Source organism: Robertmurraya sp. FSL R5-0851, from assembly GCF_038002965.1.
GTDB lineage: Bacteria > Bacillota > Bacilli > Bacillales > Cytobacillaceae > Robertmurraya_A > Robertmurraya_A beringensis.
Genome location: NZ_JBBOOE010000001.1, coordinates 686,957 through 701,539 on the forward strand (window position 1 = coordinate 686,957; position 14,583 = coordinate 701,539).

Consider the following 14,583-nt stretch of genomic DNA (forward strand, 5'->3'; position numbering starts at 1 on the left):
ATTTTGCTTTGCATAAGCGGAAAACCCTCCCTTATTTACCCCAAAACAAGGCTCCATTCTGTATCTAACCGGAAATCCTCCGCTTATTTCATTTGCTAGTTCGTTTTATATAAATTTCGTTTTGTATTCATAATAAAGAAACTTGCCAATTATATCCTACATATTTTTTATTTTTAGTTAGTTATATGAACTCAGTGAATCTACTATTGTCATAAAATTTTCACATCTTGAGAAAACCTCTTATATCAAGTAAAAGAGAGGTGTAAGTTTGGGTAATTTTTCAATTTTTCATGAAAAACATTCTCATTTAGGTTGACACTATTTGTATATAAATATATGATAAAGCTTATGATAATGATTCTCATTATTAGATATTTGATAAAGAGGAGAGCCGATGAAGAAACGATACTTACTACTCGCGTTACTTATTCTTTCAGTTCTATCTCTTTTTGTAGGGGTAAGCAGCATTTCACCGAGGATGTTACTTGACTTTCAATCAGAAGAAACTGAGATCTTTTTAATTAGTCGCGTTCCAAGGTTAATTGCTATTTTGCTAGCTGGAGCAGGGATGAGTATTGCTGGTTTGATCATGCAGCAATTAAGTAGAAACAAATTTGTTTCTCCGACAACCGCTGGAACATTAGATGCGACAAGGTTAGGAATTCTCGTATCGATGCTATTTTTTGCGAATGCAACAATGCTTCAAAAGATGGGAATCGCCTTTGCCTTCGCCTTAGCAGGAACTTTTCTTTTTATGCAAATCCTGGACAGAATTAAGTTCAAGGATGCTATATTTATCCCGCTGGTCGGACTCATGTTCGGAAATATTTTATCATCGGTTGCTACGTTTTTTGCGTATCGGGCTGATGTGATTCAGAATATGTCAGCATGGCTGCAGGGAGATTTTTCAATGATTATGAAAGGTCGCTACGAGCTGTTGTACATAAGTATACCGGTATTATTAGTAGCTTACTTGTATGCTAATCGATTCACAGTCGCTGGGATGGGTGAGGATTTTTCTAAAAACCTGGGTCTTGCCTATAAGCGAGTCGTGAATATAGGGTTGGTATTAGTGGCTCTTATTACGGTGACGGTGGTTCTTACCGTCGGGGTCATTCCTTTTTTAGGCTTAATTATTCCGAATATTATTTCTATTTTTAAAGGAGATCATCTGCAAAAGACGTTGCCACATACGGCGTTACTGGGCGCTATCTTTCTTCTAGTAACCGATATTCTCGGCCGAGTCCTTATTTATCCATATGAGATTTCTATCTCATTAATGGTCGGTGTGATCGGTAGTGGAATCTTCCTATTCTTGTTGTTCCGGAGGAAGGCGTATGCGTAATTCAACCAAGAATATATTACTGACTGTGGCTGCAATAGCCGTTTGTGCTCTATATTTATTTCATGATTTGAATGGAAGCTATGATTATGCTCTTCCCAGAAGAGGATTCAAGGTAGTTGCCATGATTTTAACAGGGGTGGCTATCGCTTATTCCACGGTTGTTTTTCAAACGATTACTCACAATCGAATCCTTACTCCGAGTATTATGGGGCTAGATTCCCTGTATATGCTGATCCAAACCGTCATTATTTTCTTCTTGGGTTCAACCCATGTTACGGTTACGAACAAGCAAGTGAATTTCAGCATTTCAGTCGTCGCGATGATTGTCTTTGCGCTATTACTCTATCGATTTCTTTTTAAGAAAGGAAATCAACCCATCTACTTTTTGTTATTAATTGGAATTATCGTAGGGACCTTTTTCTCAAGCATTTCGACATTCTTACAGGTATTGATTGATCCGAATGAATTCCAAATTGTACAAGATCGAATGTTTGCAAGCTTTAATAATATCAATACCGATATTTTATGGATTGCGATTGGGATTATCGGATTGCTCATTTTTTATGCTTGGCGATATACAACGTATTTAGATGTATTGTCTCTAGGTAGAGATAATGCCGTCAATCTAGGTGTGAATTATGATTCATTAGTAAAGAAAATGCTCATCCTTGTTGCGGTGTTTATTTCCGTCTCAACGGCACTTGTTGGTCCGATTACATTCTTTGGATTGATTGTAGCAAACCTGTCTTATCAGTTGTTTGGAACCTATAAACACAAGATTCTGATCAGTGGAGCTGGTTTAATTAGTGTCATCGCCCTCGTAGGTGGCCAATGGGTGGTAGAAAGAATCTTTACTTTTTCAACGACACTAAGCGTCATTATTAACTTTATTGGTGGCGTGTACTTCATATACTTACTGCTAAAGGAGAGTCGATCATCTTGATCCAAGTTCAAGTACTTTCGAAGTTTTATGGAAAAAAGAAAGTCGTAGAAGATGTAACGGTCTCGATTCAAAGAGGAAAGATTACTTCTTTTATCGGCCCAAACGGAGCGGGAAAGTCCACTCTGTTATCGATGGTGAGTCGTCTTTTGGATGCAGATTCAGGTGAGGTGCTCATTGATCAATCGAATATAAAAAAGATGAAGTCCAATGACTTTTCAAAAATTGTATCGATCTTAAAGCAATCGAATTATATGAATGTTCGTTTAACGATTCGTGAGCTGGTTGCATTCGGTCGCTTTCCTTATTCAAAGGGCCGTTTAACGGCTGAGGATGAGAAGATGGTTGATCAAGCAATCGAGTACATGGCGTTGAAGGACATGGAAGACAGATACTTAGATGAGTTGTCAGGAGGGCAAAAGCAGCGAGCGTTTATAGCGATGGTTATTGCTCAAGACACAGAGTATATCTTACTGGATGAGCCGTTAAATAATCTGGATATGAAGCATTCGGTACAGATTATGAAAATTTTACGCCGTTTGGTGGATGAGCTTGGAAAAACGGTCGTGATCGTTCTTCATGATATTAATTTTGCTTCTGTCTATTCGGACCGTATCGTTGCTCTTAAGGATGGTAAGGTCGTAAAAGATGGACCAACGAATGAAATTATCCAATCAAAAGCTTTGAAGGAAATTTATGATATGGATATACCGATTCAAGAAATGAACAACTGCAGAATCTGCGTATACTTTAATTCATAAAAAAGGGGATAGAAAGATGAAGAAGTTTGGTTTATTTTCAATTATTTTCACTATGCTTTTCTTATTAGCTGCATGTGGTGGCAAAGAGGAAGCAAGCACGGCTGCTAGCACGGAAGGTGAAACAACAGAAGAGTCAAAAGAAGTAACGATTACTCACGAATATGGTGAAGTGACTGTAGAGAAGAGCCCTAAGAAGGTAGTAGTATTTGATTTTGGTGTTCTTGATACATTAGATGCATTTGGTGTAGAAGTGGCTGGTGTTCCACAAGCAACTGTTCCAAAAAGCTTAGAAAAATATGCTGGTTCTGAATATACGAATGTAGGTGGCTTAAAAGAGCCTGATTTTGAAGCGATTCATCACTTAGAGCCAGATGTGATCTTTATTTCTGGAAGACAAGCGGAATTATATGACCAATTTGCTGAAATTGCTCCAACTGTTTTCATTGATGTGGATTATACCAACTATATGTCTTCACTTGAAAAGAACTTTGAGCTTTTAGCAGAAATCTTTGAAAAAGAAGATGTTCTTGCTTCAAAAGTAGAAGAGTTAAAAGCAAGCATTGATGAAGTGAACAAGGAAGCATCGGCTTCTGAAAGCAAAGCTCTGATTTTATTAGCGAACGAAGGAAAGGTAAGTGCATACGGCCCAGGTTCACGTTATGGTTTTGTTCATGATGCATTCGGATTCAAAGCAGTAGACGAGAACTTAGAAGTATCTCAACACGGTCAAAGTATTACATTTGAATACATTCTAGAGAAAAATCCAGATGTTATTTTTGTCATTGATCGCTCTGCTGCCGTTGGTGGAGAAGTGGGTGCAAAAGAAACGATTGAAAATGAGTTAGTAAAGAAAACAAATGCCTATAAAAACGGAAAAATTATTTACCTTGATGCTGTAAACTGGTACATCGCTGGAAATGGTGTTCAATCCACGCAATTGATGGTAGAAGAAGTAAAAGCAGCACTTAAATAAATGGTGAAAGCCGGACTTCGTTCCGGCTTTTTACAAATAGGAGGCCATTCCAATGTTTTATCAAATGAAAAAAATTGTGGTTGAAGAAGGACACTCTTCAAAGGTCATTGAGCGCTTTTCGAAGCAAGGCGGATTGATTGCAGAGCAACCAGGCTTTATTGATAAGCAAGTGCTATTGAAGAAAAGTCGCCGTGGGAACGAAGAAGTCATCGTTATGATTCGCTGGGAGTCAGAATCAGATTGGAAAAACTGGGAGAAGCACCCCGATCATATTGCTGGGCATAAAGCCAATGCTGGTAAACCAAAGCCCGAGTATGTGGTAAACCAAAGCCCGAGTATGTGGTAGAATCTAGCCAGGATGTATATGAGTCACAAGTTTAATGGAAGGCACCTTAGAGGGTGTCTTTTGTTTTTTTATCTAGAAAAACGGTACCTAGTTCATCCAGTTGAGCCACCGCGATATCCGAAAGGCTTTGGATTCCGTTTGCCTGCAACATATTGCTCACCCAATTCTCATCCTTTCCAGTACCCTTTAAGTGATCCATAACGAGCTTTCCATCAATAATAAAGTTTCTTGGAATTCCACGAAAAGGGGGGGGATATTTGTAAATCTTGATTTTTCGTGGTTTGCTGAGCTATTTTTTTCTGGGCGGAAAGTGATCCATCCGTTTCTAAAAAAGCATACTCCACCTCATCTAAATAGTAGATTTCCTTTTTTCTTAATAATAATAATAAATCGTCCATCGTAAGCCTTGCTTTGGACATCCTGTCTTCTAAAATTTTCCCCTCTTTTATGACAAGCAAAGGCTCACTGTTAAGAAGCTTACGAGCATGGTGAGACTTCATGGAGAGGATATCAGAAATAAGAGTCAGAGTGGTGAAAATCACCATTCCAAATAGACCGATAGAAAGGGGGATTTGATCGGCAAAGATAAAAGAACCTCCCAAGGAACCAATCGTAATCCCTGCTATGAAATCAAAGAGTGTTAAATGAGAAATCAATTTTTTACCAAGAATTCGGCAGAATACATACAAGGCAATAAAGGTGATGCTTACTCTAGCTGCAGTATCTAAATAACTCATACACTCTTTTCCTCCAAAGACTTTTCATCATGGTACAAATCTAATATGTCCATAAAAAGGAAAAACACAACTGGTGATTTATTGGAAATAGAAAAAGACCTTCAAATGAGGTCTCTTTACTGAGTATTAATATTTAATCTTAAAGGAAGGGTATGGATCGATTTTTTCCCTTGTATGTATTTCCATGTTGTTGACCTTAGAGAATGGATTTCCTTCTCGTACGGACTCTATAAAAAGCTGGAGATCCTCCGGTTGACCGACAGCAATAATTTCTACGCTGCCATCCTCCATATTTTTTACCCAGCCGGTGACTCCATATTGGGCTGCTCTCATTTGCGTATAGTATCGAAAGCCAACCCCTTGAACTTTACCAGAAACGACAATATGTAACTGGTCCACGTTATTCACTCCTAAATTCAACTTCAATTATATATATGTAGTTTCATCCTCCCATAATTCGAATTTCATTGCAATAGCCTCTTTCAGTTATCCAGGTAACCGAGGTGCTGCTGGGTTTGTTTGTAAAAAACAAGATGATTACATAAGTTGTAGTAGTTCCTGAGAAAATATATAAGAAGTTATTTGAAAAGGAGCATCTGTGATGACAAAATCAAAGAGTCAAGAAGAACGTCAGTGGAGGCAGAGAAAAGAAAATCAGCATCCTCATGGAAAAGTAAAAAGCTTTGAGGAATTAGGTGCTGGAGTCGAAGGGAAAAATAACGACAATAAGTAAAGCATGAGGAATTTCCTCATGCTTTTTTTATCGCTTTTTCTTTTTGGAGTTATCTACTACTGCAAGTTTATTTTTATTAACTGCTTCAAGAGCAACATATACGTGAACATACTTTTCATCGATGGGTGATACGGCCGTGATCTTTCCTTTTCGCCCCTTGATCTTAACATTTTCCCCTTCTGCAGGGAGATTTTTGAGTAACTGAGTTAATAAAACATTTCTATGATCATAATAAGTTACAACAAACATCTAGACCTCACCTATTCCTTTGAAGTATGTGGAATCATCCATGTTATAAAATATAGGAAAGTCGGAGGGTTTAGACCATCTGTGGGAAAAATTTTTCTTATAGAAAAAGACTTGGTTTGGGAACCAAGCCTTTTTAGTATCGAATTAGAAAGCCCAATTTCCGTTTCGGAATACGGGTTCTGTTTGGTCATTATTTGTAATACCATCGATGTTCATTTCAGCTGAGCCGATCATGAAATCAACATGTGTGATGCTTTCGTTGAGACCATTCTTCTCAAGATCTTCAGCAGACATCGTTTTTCCACCTTCGATACAGAATGCGTAGGCACTTCCGATCGCTAAATGGTTGGATGCATTTTCGTCGAAAAGGGTGTTGTAGAAAAGCACATTGGATTGAGAGATGGGCGATTGGAACGGTACCAATGCGACTTCTCCTAAGTAATGTGATCCTTCATCTGTATCAACTAGGCGTTTTAAGATATCCTCGCCTTGCTCCGCCTTTACATCGACAATGCGTCCATTTTCAAAAGTAATGGTGAAGTTATCAATGATATTTCCACCGTAGCTAAGCGGTTTGGTGCTTGCTACATATCCGTTCACTCCTGTTCTGTGTGGAACTGTAAACACTTCTTCTGTAGGCATATTGGCCATAAAGTGGTTTCCTTGTTCGTTAATGCTTCCAGCACCCACCCAAATATGTTTGTCTGGAAGTTCAATTGTTAGGTCTGTTCCAGGAGCGGTATAGTGTAGCTTTTTATAGCGGCGTTCGTTTAAGTATGCAACTTTCTCGTGAAGTGTTTCGTCATGCTTTTTCCATGCTTCGACTGGATTGTCTAGGTCTGCACGAGTTGCTTTAAAAATCGCATCCCAAAGGAGACTCACTTGTTCCTCAGGTGCTGCGTCTGGGAATACTTTAGCAGCCCAAGCAGGAGAAGGAGTGGCAATAACCGTCCAACTCACTTTATCGGACTGGATTTTTTTACGATAGTTGCTCAATGCTGTACCCGCAGCTTTTTGAAAGTTTGCGATACGCTCAGGGTTGACACCTTTTAATAGGTCAGGACTTGAAGAAACGATGGACATGAAGGCAGCGCCTTTGTCGGCAAGCTCTTCCATTTCACGAGCCCGCCATTCTGGATACTCGTTAAAAGCAGCATCAGGTGCTAATTCGTACTTGGTACGCGTCACTTCATCGTCTTGCCAGTTGACGATGACATTGTGGGCACCAACTTCGTAGGCTTTACGTACAACTAGACGGACGAATTCAGCTGAGTCAAGTGATGTATTGATAACGAGTGTCTGGTTAGGCTGGACGTTTACGCCCACTTTAACAGCCAGCTCTGCGTATTTTTCTAAGTTATTTTGAAAGCTCATATGTATAGTCTCCTTTTTGGTGGATTCTTCTTTCTTATTGTATTCGTTTTTTCAAAAAAAAGAAAACAAATTCGCCACCCGAAAGGTTTTTTTGTACATGATCGGGTGGCGACTAATAATACTTAGGCAGAGCCTTTTGCATCTGTTAAAGGGTGTTGTTTATGGTCCAGCCTTGAAAACATGATCCAATAGATAACGGCACTACCGATGGCAAGAACGGCAATGGTAAAGAAGGTCCATTCATAGCCGATCCACACAGTCAATGGAATGGAGATCGGAGCAATGGTTCGACCAATGGTGTATCGAAGACTTGCTGCAGCGAAGTATTGTCCTCTCATATGCTCAGGGGCTATTTTTGAAATAAAGCTTTGCTGTAACCCGGCAACAAGCAGTTCTGCTAGAGTGAATATAGCCATAGCGAATACAAGTCCCCATATGCATTCTGTTTGGCCAAATGCGATAATGGCGATGGCATATAACAGGGAAGAGATGATAAATACATTTCTTTCCTGAAAACCAATGACCCATTTAGTAATAGCTACGGTTAAAAGGGCAACAAGCAAGCCGTTCTCTGCAAGGATGAAACCAAAGGCTTGTTCACCACCGACACTTAATGACCAATTGCCGATCGTTAGGAGAGATTGGTTATGAACGACTTCCTTTGTATAGACTGGAATGAGCAAGTCGAGCTGCATAAAGGTTTGTGCGGCTAGTACCCCAGCGATGATAAATAAAAGGAAGGTTCGATCCTTGATAATGACTTTATAGTCTTGAAGCTGATTACCAACGAACGAATACCATTTCGTAGTGGTACTTCCCTTGTGCACGTAAGTTGGTGCTGTTTCACGTGTCCATCTTTGCAGGACGGCTGCTAAACCGACACATATAAGCCCCGCGATAAGGAGAAGCTCAAAACGGTGATTCATATAGAAAATCGCACCCAGTAGTGGACCGATTACGACTGCGATGTTAATCGATGTATAAAAGACGGCAAACACGCTGCTTCGGTTTTCCTCGTCGACCACATCAGCCACCATGGCCTGACTAGCTGGCCAGTAGATGGATCCGAAAAAACCAACAAATGAGAAACAGAGGAAGCCAATCCATGGAGACTGAAGCCATGGTGAATCAGCCAGTCCGAACAACATAAAGCAAATGCCTTGGCCAAAGGCAGAAAGAACCATCATCCGTTTACGACCGTATCGATCGGCACAATAACCACCTATAAGATTGGCAAAAACCGATAAAACCTGTGAAAGAATTAATAACAAACCAGCGAGGCTTTTCCCGAATTCATCGGTAAAATAGATCGTTAAAAAGGGAAAAAACATCCAAAAGGTAATGTTCATTAACGCCTCACCAAACAAACGAACCTTCAAATTGGAATCCCAATCGCGTATTCTCATGCTGAAAACCCTCCTCAATGCAGTACCTATTGCGGTGTCAGACACCCTCCGTGGACAAACCCCCCCAATCTGTCTTTTTGTGGTGTCTGTCACCGCTCGTGGACAGATTGCCCTGGTTTGTCCGTGTAGGGTGGACACTTTTGTTCCTGAAAAAACGCTTAGGTGCCTGGGGCGCCTAAGCGTTCCTTTTATATTGTTAATTTTTACGCTTTCGGTAGTTACATTCCGAACTTGAGCAGACGAGAATCTTGCCTTCTTTTGTGTTTCTCTCTTTCAACAAAGATTGGCACTCTGGACACTTGGATCCCGTTAAATTATGAGCACGATACGATTTATCGCTCGTCTTAATTTCAGAAATCAATTGCTCGGTTTGCTTCCGAATCCGTTTTAAAAATTGCTTTGGATCCCCTTTGCCACGTGAAATGGCTTCAAGCTCTTTTTCCCATTGTGCAGTAAGCTCTGGAGACGTAAGCTCCTCATTCACAAGATCCATCAATTGCTTTCCTTTAGGAGTCGGATGTAAACGTCCATTTTTCCGTTCAACGACCTCGGTTTCAATGATTCTTTCGATGATCTCGGCGCGAGTAGCAGGGGTTCCGAGGCCATATTTCTCCATTTGACCTAAAATATCTGACTCTGAGAATCGTGCAGGAGGTTCGGTTAGCTTTTTCTCCGCTTGAACCTGGCCCATCGAGAAGGACTGCCCTTTCGTGATCTGTCCGAGCTTTTGACCACTTATCTCCTCGTCTTTTCCTGTAATAGCTTTAAAACCTGCATCAACTACAACCGTTTCCTTCGTAGAAAATGACTCCCCGTTCACATCAAATATGGCACGAACGGTTTCGTACTGATAGGCAGGGTAAAAAAGAGCAAGGAATCGCTTCACAATTAAATCGTACAGCTTTCGTTCATCTGACTCTAAATCACGAAGAAATAATCGCTCTTCGGTAGGAATAATCGCATGGTGGTCAGTTACTTTTCCATTATTAAACACCCGTTTGGCGACTACCTTCCCTTTGTTAGCGAGAATGCTACGTACTTCTTCCTTATAGCCCCCAGCAATCGCTTCAACTCGATCAAGCATCGTCGCTTCCATATCGGTCGTGAGGTAACGAGAGTCCGATCGAGGGTAAGTTACCGAGCTGTAAGGCAATCCCTATACGATTATGGTCTCTTCGGTGCTTATTAATAAATTCAAGATCTTCTAAGTTAAAGGTATAGTACATTTCTATGTCATGATCACTAATATCGTCAGGAATGGACATAAACATATTTCGTTGATCAGAGGTCAACAATTCTTTTCCTCTCATGTTATAGCTCCTCGTTAGATATTTCTTTCTTTCCTAAGTAACGATATAAAGTTGTTGCTCCTATTCCTGTAGCATCTTTAATTTGTGATAAGGAGTAGTCTTTACTTTTATACATCTTTAAAGCAAGCAGGATTTTTTTTGATCCAACCTTCGGTCTACCTCCATTTCTTCCCCTAGCTCTAGCTGCCACCAAGCCATCTTTTGTTCTCTCACTAATAATGTCCCTTTCTAATTCTGCTATGCTAGCCAACATCCTGAAAAAGAATCGTCCCATAGCTGTCGTTGTGTCAATTTTATCTTGAATAGAAACGAAATGAATTCCTTTTTCTTCAAACTGTTCCATGAGTTCAATTAAATGTTTGGTACTCCGACTGATACGATCTAATTTATAGACAACCACTGTGTCACCTTTACGGAGGATTTTTAGAAGCTCATCTAACTGATGGCGATTTTTCTTTTTTCCCGATTCTTTTTCTTCGAAAATCTGATCCACATCATAATGTTTCAATGCATCAAGTTGTAATCCATCTTCCCACTTTCTGCTGATACATCAAGACCTGACTTTGCAGTAGATTGTTTATTACAAGGTAGAATAATCGTAATAGTAGATGGCTCTCCGTTAGTCATTATTGCTCCTGTAAACATTACTTTCTTGATTAAACAGCAGAAGATTCACATATTAACTATTTACCCATTTCGTTAGCTCGATTTTATCGATGGATAGGATTTCTTTTAGCTGTCTACCTACCCGGCTTCTGGATGGCACTGCTTGCATACCATCAAGATCAGATTCCTTTTCCTCTTCTTGCGACTGTAACTGTTGCAAGATCGGGTTTGCCATTTCCTGCACCATTAGATTTATTCCTTTTTGAAATGTTCCGTGAAGCTGGCCAAAGATTACCCTCACCTCTTGGACAAACCCTCTCCGTGGTGGGCGGACTCATCATTGGTGACGCTGCAATTCGATCGGGTTTTATTTCTCCTTCAGTCATTGTTATTACGGCTCTTTCTGCCATTTCAGGGTATACACTAGTGAACCAAATATTAGCAAGTGCAATATCTATTCTCAGAGGCGTTGTTCTTGTTTGTTCGATTTTTATGGGTCTATACGGTTTTATGATTGCAGGATTTTTTATCGTTATTTATATAGCGAGGTTACGTTCTTTCGGAATCCCTTACCTAGCTTTAGTATTTCCGAAGTCTAGTTCGGATTTTTTTAAAGCACTGTTTCGATTACCATGGAAAAGTTATAGAGAACGAGTAAGTTATGTTCGTACGCCTGATAGCTCAAAGACGGATGAAGGAGAGTGACGATATTGAAAATACGCAAACTCTTTTTAATAAGCATAATAACTCTCTTTAGTTCGGTGTTATCGGGATGTTGGAATATCAAAGAAGTACAAGATACTTACTATGTTGCAGCACTTGAATGGACTATAAAGATGGAAAATATATAGCCTATGCTCAATTACTGGACTTTTCTAATGTGGCTAGACTAGAAGGCGCCAGACCTGATAAGCAGCCACCGGTTTGGATTGGGAGAGGTGAAGGAATTACGATGACAGAAGCATTAAATCAATTATACAAGGATGCACAACAAAGACTTTTTTGGGGACATGTGTCTACACTAATTTTGAGCAATAAACTACTTAAGCAAGATATTAAAACCTCTATTGATTTTATTAATCGGTATCGGGAAATACGATATAATATCTTATTGTATGCTACAAAGGAATCCATTGAAGATGTATTTAAAACAAAATCATTTTTCACCTTATCTGGACTTTCGACCATTCTTCACGAACCAAGAGAAGGATATAAGCAAAGATCCTACATACAACCTATTCAATTTTTCCAATTCATACGAGATAGCGATCCTGTTGGGCAAACAGCTTACATTCCTTCTATAAAAATATCCACTGAAAATTGGAAAGAGGAAGATAATAAAGCACCATTGTTAAGAAATGACGGTGCTTTCTTTGTAAGGAATAAGCATCTGCAAGGCTGGCTTTCTGAATCTGATTTAAACGGTCTAAGATGGATGGATGAAAAAACTGTTCGATCTCCTTTGTGGATAGTTGAAGATGACCAACCTATTGTTTCTATAGTATTAGAAAAACCCAAGATAAAAATTACACCTGTTATCCATAACGAACAAGTGATATATAACATTAACATAGTCGTACAAGCTGGAATAAACGAAAAGTTAAAGGAAATTAGTGAAAATAAGTTAATTGCTAACACTGAAAAAATAATAAGGGATGAGATTTTAAAGACTTTTGAGAAAGGAGTAGAGATAAATTCGGATGTTAATAAGTTAGGAGAAATATTATATCGTGAGAACCCCCAGAAATGGAATAAAGAGATAAAAGAAAAGCGATTTTTCTTAAATAAGGATAGTATCGAGCAAATCAACATTCAAGTTAATTTAGTGAACTCAGGAAAATTGAAATACCAAGACGGACATTATTAAGAACGATAAAAGAGTAATTCTGGAACTATATTAAGTAGCGAAATTACATAGAAGGAGCTTCATTAATTACACAAAAGTCAATTCTTAATGTATGGAATTGACTTTTTATTCTAATACATCTGCTTAGCGTATAATATTCGCGTTTTGTCGGCAGGACCCCTATATATACTTCATAATCGATTGAGTTGGCTTTCCTTCAGGTTTTTATCAAGTTCCTCAGCTTACCTGCTCTTTATCTGTTTGTTAAGAACGTTTTAAAAATGCCTGTATACTTTTAACACCGGCCTTGTTTGCAAAGGAAAATTATACTTGCAGAATGCAACATATTTATCCGTTTGGAAAGAAAACAAAATTTATTTTGTTAAATGAGACAAATGCCTAGTCTAGGGACATAAGTGAGATACCCTAGAATTGTAAATTGGTTTTAAAAGGTATTTAACCTCATTTAACACTCGATATTGCTTCTTTTTTTAGAAGTGAAAAAATTTAAAAAGGGTGATAAAAAAATGGAAGCCCAAACGGAAAACTATAAATATTTATTGGGATGGTGTACCGACATTTATGTTCATTGGGAAAGTGTGAAACCGAAGTTCTCAAAACTCTTTGACTTAAGAACTTTAGAGGAATGGGAAGAGACATGGCGTAATTTAATGAGTAAATTACAAAAAAATTTAACAGTAGACTCTGAGGACTTTGAGACAGCTACAAGTCTGTATGAACAGTGGGAGGTGCTATACAAAGAAGCACATCCAAATCTAGAGGGTAATGAATCCGATGAGAGAGAAAATTCGGATCAGGATTTGAAAAGTGAAACATTAATGGCAATAAAGCCTTTTGTTGATTATGGTCTAAAAGAAGCTGCTCTTACTTCCTATGAACATGCGCTAACTGAAATTGCCGCAATGGCCTACCTTCTGGGAAAAGGCTTTGATCAACAAACAGCTTATAAAACCGTTGAATCTTGGGAAGTAAATGAAATGTTCGAAACCGAATATGGAAGATTCAAAATGAATAAATATTAAAATAATTTATTAGACTTTCTTTCTTTTTTTAACACTCTGATGTATAGATAGAAATTAAACTTTAAACTCTTGTATTTATGATTATTACGAAACGAGGAATCAACTTTTGCAAACTGCACAGAAACTCATGGTTAGTATACCTTTTCCATCAAAATGGGGTATTTCGGCTTCTATAGCCGGTCGACCCATTATTTGGGGAGTACTCATCATTAATTCTATTACAGGTAATAATAAAGTATCTGGTACAATTAATTTTCGTGGTACACCTATTCAAATTAATGGGTATTGGGAAGAAAACACCAAACAAATAAGTTTTGATTCACCATATGCCTCATTTTTTGGTAACTTAATTATATTTGATGATCCCTCGATTAGAATTCGTCATTTCGTTTTAAGTGGACGGTTTATTATGAAACCTCCCTCTTTGCTTGCAGGTGAGTACGGAACTTGGATTGCTACAACTGATACAGCACTCACTGAACCTCCTATATATCAGAACGGCGTTCCTCCTGCCGGAGTCTTTTTAACATCAGATATCCTGTACTAAATCACTACCCTCCCGTTACACTATGGTAAGATATCTTTATATATATCACATATATTAGGCGCACTAGTCCGTTAATCCACTTGAATAAATTATTTTTGTGTCACCCCGAATAATACTCTTTTTTTAGATTATGGTAATGGTTTCACATCAACCGGTTTTTAAATAGTATTTAGGAATGGATTCATTTTGACAATCGATTGCCCCCTTATCCATAAAGCCGATTATTTCTCGTAAGTTGAGGAAAAATCGGCTTTATTCATGACGAATTATGCTTAGCGTATGTTTTAAGCGCTTTTTGTTGGTGGGATCCCTTATATATAAAATAGCCTTATAATCAAAACGGTTGCTATATTTCATTGCTAAAAAC

17 protein-coding genes and 2 pseudogenes are annotated in these 14,583 nt (G+C 38.6%); 10 read left to right on the forward strand and 9 right to left on the reverse strand.

The window, feature by feature from the left end; translation table 11 throughout:
• Positions 1-394: 394 nt before the first annotated feature.
• The 5 genes from MKX65_RS03595 to MKX65_RS03615 are packed head-to-tail and all read left to right on the forward strand — an operon-like array spanning position 395 to position 4,365.
• Positions 395-1,345: an ABC transporter permease gene (locus tag MKX65_RS03595; protein ID WP_340902385.1), complete on the forward strand. Its 951-nt coding sequence runs from the start codon at positions 395-397 to the stop codon at positions 1,343-1,345.
• Positions 1,338-2,288: an iron chelate uptake ABC transporter family permease subunit gene (locus tag MKX65_RS03600; protein WP_340902387.1), complete on the forward strand. Its 951-nt coding sequence runs from the start codon at positions 1,338-1,340 to the stop codon at positions 2,286-2,288. The genes MKX65_RS03595 and MKX65_RS03600 overlap by 8 nt, the downstream gene beginning before the upstream one ends.
• On the forward strand, positions 2,285-3,046 hold the full coding sequence (locus tag MKX65_RS03605) for an iron ABC transporter ATP-binding protein (RefSeq protein WP_340902389.1): 762 nt from the start codon (positions 2,285-2,287) through the stop codon (positions 3,044-3,046). Before MKX65_RS03600 ends, MKX65_RS03605 begins: the two co-directional genes overlap by 4 nt.
• Positions 3,047-3,062: 16 nt before the next feature.
• The gene (locus MKX65_RS03610) at positions 3,063-4,019 is read left to right on the forward strand and encodes a siderophore ABC transporter substrate-binding protein (RefSeq protein WP_340902391.1); all 957 of its coding nucleotides are present in this window, start codon (positions 3,063-3,065) and stop codon (positions 4,017-4,019) included.
• 52 nt (positions 4,020-4,071) lie between these two features.
• Positions 4,072-4,365 (forward strand): antibiotic biosynthesis monooxygenase family protein, encoded by a 294-nt coding sequence (locus tag MKX65_RS03615; protein ID WP_340902393.1) that lies wholly within the window; start codon positions 4,072-4,074, stop codon positions 4,363-4,365.
• 46 nt (positions 4,366-4,411) lie between these two features.
• Here the strand turns inward: MKX65_RS03615 and MKX65_RS03620 are convergent, their stop codons facing one another.
• The 3 genes from MKX65_RS03620 to MKX65_RS03630 all read right to left on the reverse strand — a co-directional run bounded on the left by MKX65_RS03620 (position 4,412) and on the right by MKX65_RS03630 (position 5,501).
• Positions 4,412-4,564, reverse strand: a complete 153-nt coding sequence (locus tag MKX65_RS03620) for a hypothetical protein (protein ID WP_445677903.1) — start codon at positions 4,562-4,564, stop codon at positions 4,412-4,414.
• A gap of 13 nt (positions 4,565-4,577) precedes the next feature.
• The gene (locus tag MKX65_RS03625; RefSeq protein ID WP_340902394.1) at positions 4,578-5,102 is read right to left on the reverse strand and encodes a DUF421 domain-containing protein; all 525 of its coding nucleotides are present in this window, start codon (positions 5,100-5,102) and stop codon (positions 4,578-4,580) included.
• A 126-nt stretch (positions 5,103-5,228) separates the two neighbouring features.
• Positions 5,229-5,501 carry an acylphosphatase gene (locus MKX65_RS03630; RefSeq protein WP_340902397.1) on the reverse strand — a complete coding sequence of 91 codons (273 nt, stop codon included), beginning with the start codon at positions 5,499-5,501 and terminating at the stop codon, positions 5,229-5,231.
• Positions 5,502-5,703: 202 nt separating this feature from the next.
• Here MKX65_RS03630 and MKX65_RS03635 point away from each other — a divergent pair, with 202 nt between their 5' ends.
• Entirely contained in the window at positions 5,704-5,835 is a 132-nt protein-coding gene (locus MKX65_RS03635; protein ID WP_340902399.1) for a DUF6254 family protein, read from the forward strand.
• Between the two features lie 27 nt (positions 5,836-5,862).
• Here the strand turns inward: MKX65_RS03635 and MKX65_RS03640 are convergent, their stop codons facing one another.
• The 6 genes and pseudogenes from MKX65_RS03640 to MKX65_RS03665 form a co-directional block, all read right to left on the reverse strand.
• Complete coding sequence (locus MKX65_RS03640) at positions 5,863-6,084, reverse strand: hypothetical protein (protein WP_119706709.1); 222 nt, start codon at positions 6,082-6,084, stop codon at positions 5,863-5,865.
• A 144-nt stretch (positions 6,085-6,228) separates the two neighbouring features.
• Positions 6,229-7,458: an aminopeptidase gene (locus MKX65_RS03645; protein ID WP_340902402.1), complete on the reverse strand. Its 1,230-nt coding sequence runs from the start codon at positions 7,456-7,458 to the stop codon at positions 6,229-6,231.
• A 122-nt stretch (positions 7,459-7,580) separates the two neighbouring features.
• The gene (locus tag MKX65_RS03650) at positions 7,581-8,864 is read right to left on the reverse strand and encodes an MDR family MFS transporter (protein WP_340902405.1); all 1,284 of its coding nucleotides are present in this window, start codon (positions 8,862-8,864) and stop codon (positions 7,581-7,583) included.
• 199 nt (positions 8,865-9,063) lie between these two features.
• A pseudogene (locus MKX65_RS03655) lies at positions 9,064-10,011 on the reverse strand (DNA topoisomerase); the annotation flags it as partial.
• Positions 9,941-10,174: a DUF4158 domain-containing protein gene (locus MKX65_RS03660; protein WP_340902407.1), complete on the reverse strand. Its 234-nt coding sequence runs from the start codon at positions 10,172-10,174 to the stop codon at positions 9,941-9,943. The gene MKX65_RS03660 and the pseudogene MKX65_RS03655, both read right to left, overlap by 71 nt.
• A 1-nt stretch (position 10,175) precedes the next feature.
• Positions 10,176-10,721: a recombinase family protein gene (locus MKX65_RS03665; protein WP_340906155.1), complete on the reverse strand. Its 546-nt coding sequence runs from the start codon at positions 10,719-10,721 to the stop codon at positions 10,176-10,178.
• Between MKX65_RS03665 and MKX65_RS03670 the strand changes: the two are divergent.
• The 4 genes and pseudogenes from MKX65_RS03670 (at position 10,701) to MKX65_RS03685 (ending at position 14,216) form a co-directional block, all read left to right on the forward strand.
• Positions 10,701-11,485: pseudogene (locus MKX65_RS03670) on the forward strand (spore germination protein). The gene MKX65_RS03665 and the pseudogene MKX65_RS03670 overlap by 21 nt on opposite strands.
• Before the next feature lie 118 nt (positions 11,486-11,603).
• Positions 11,604-12,647 carry a Ger(x)C family spore germination protein gene (locus MKX65_RS03675; RefSeq protein ID WP_340902408.1) on the forward strand — a complete coding sequence of 348 codons (1,044 nt, stop codon included), beginning with the start codon at positions 11,604-11,606 and terminating at the stop codon, positions 12,645-12,647.
• 506 nt (positions 12,648-13,153) lie between these two features.
• Entirely contained in the window at positions 13,154-13,669 is a 516-nt protein-coding gene (locus tag MKX65_RS03680) for a hypothetical protein (protein ID WP_340902409.1), read from the forward strand.
• A 106-nt stretch (positions 13,670-13,775) separates the two neighbouring features.
• A complete protein-coding gene (locus MKX65_RS03685; protein ID WP_377058055.1) occupies positions 13,776-14,216 on the forward strand; it encodes a hypothetical protein in 441 nt (146 codons plus the stop codon).
• The last annotated feature ends 367 nt before the right edge of the window (positions 14,217-14,583 follow it).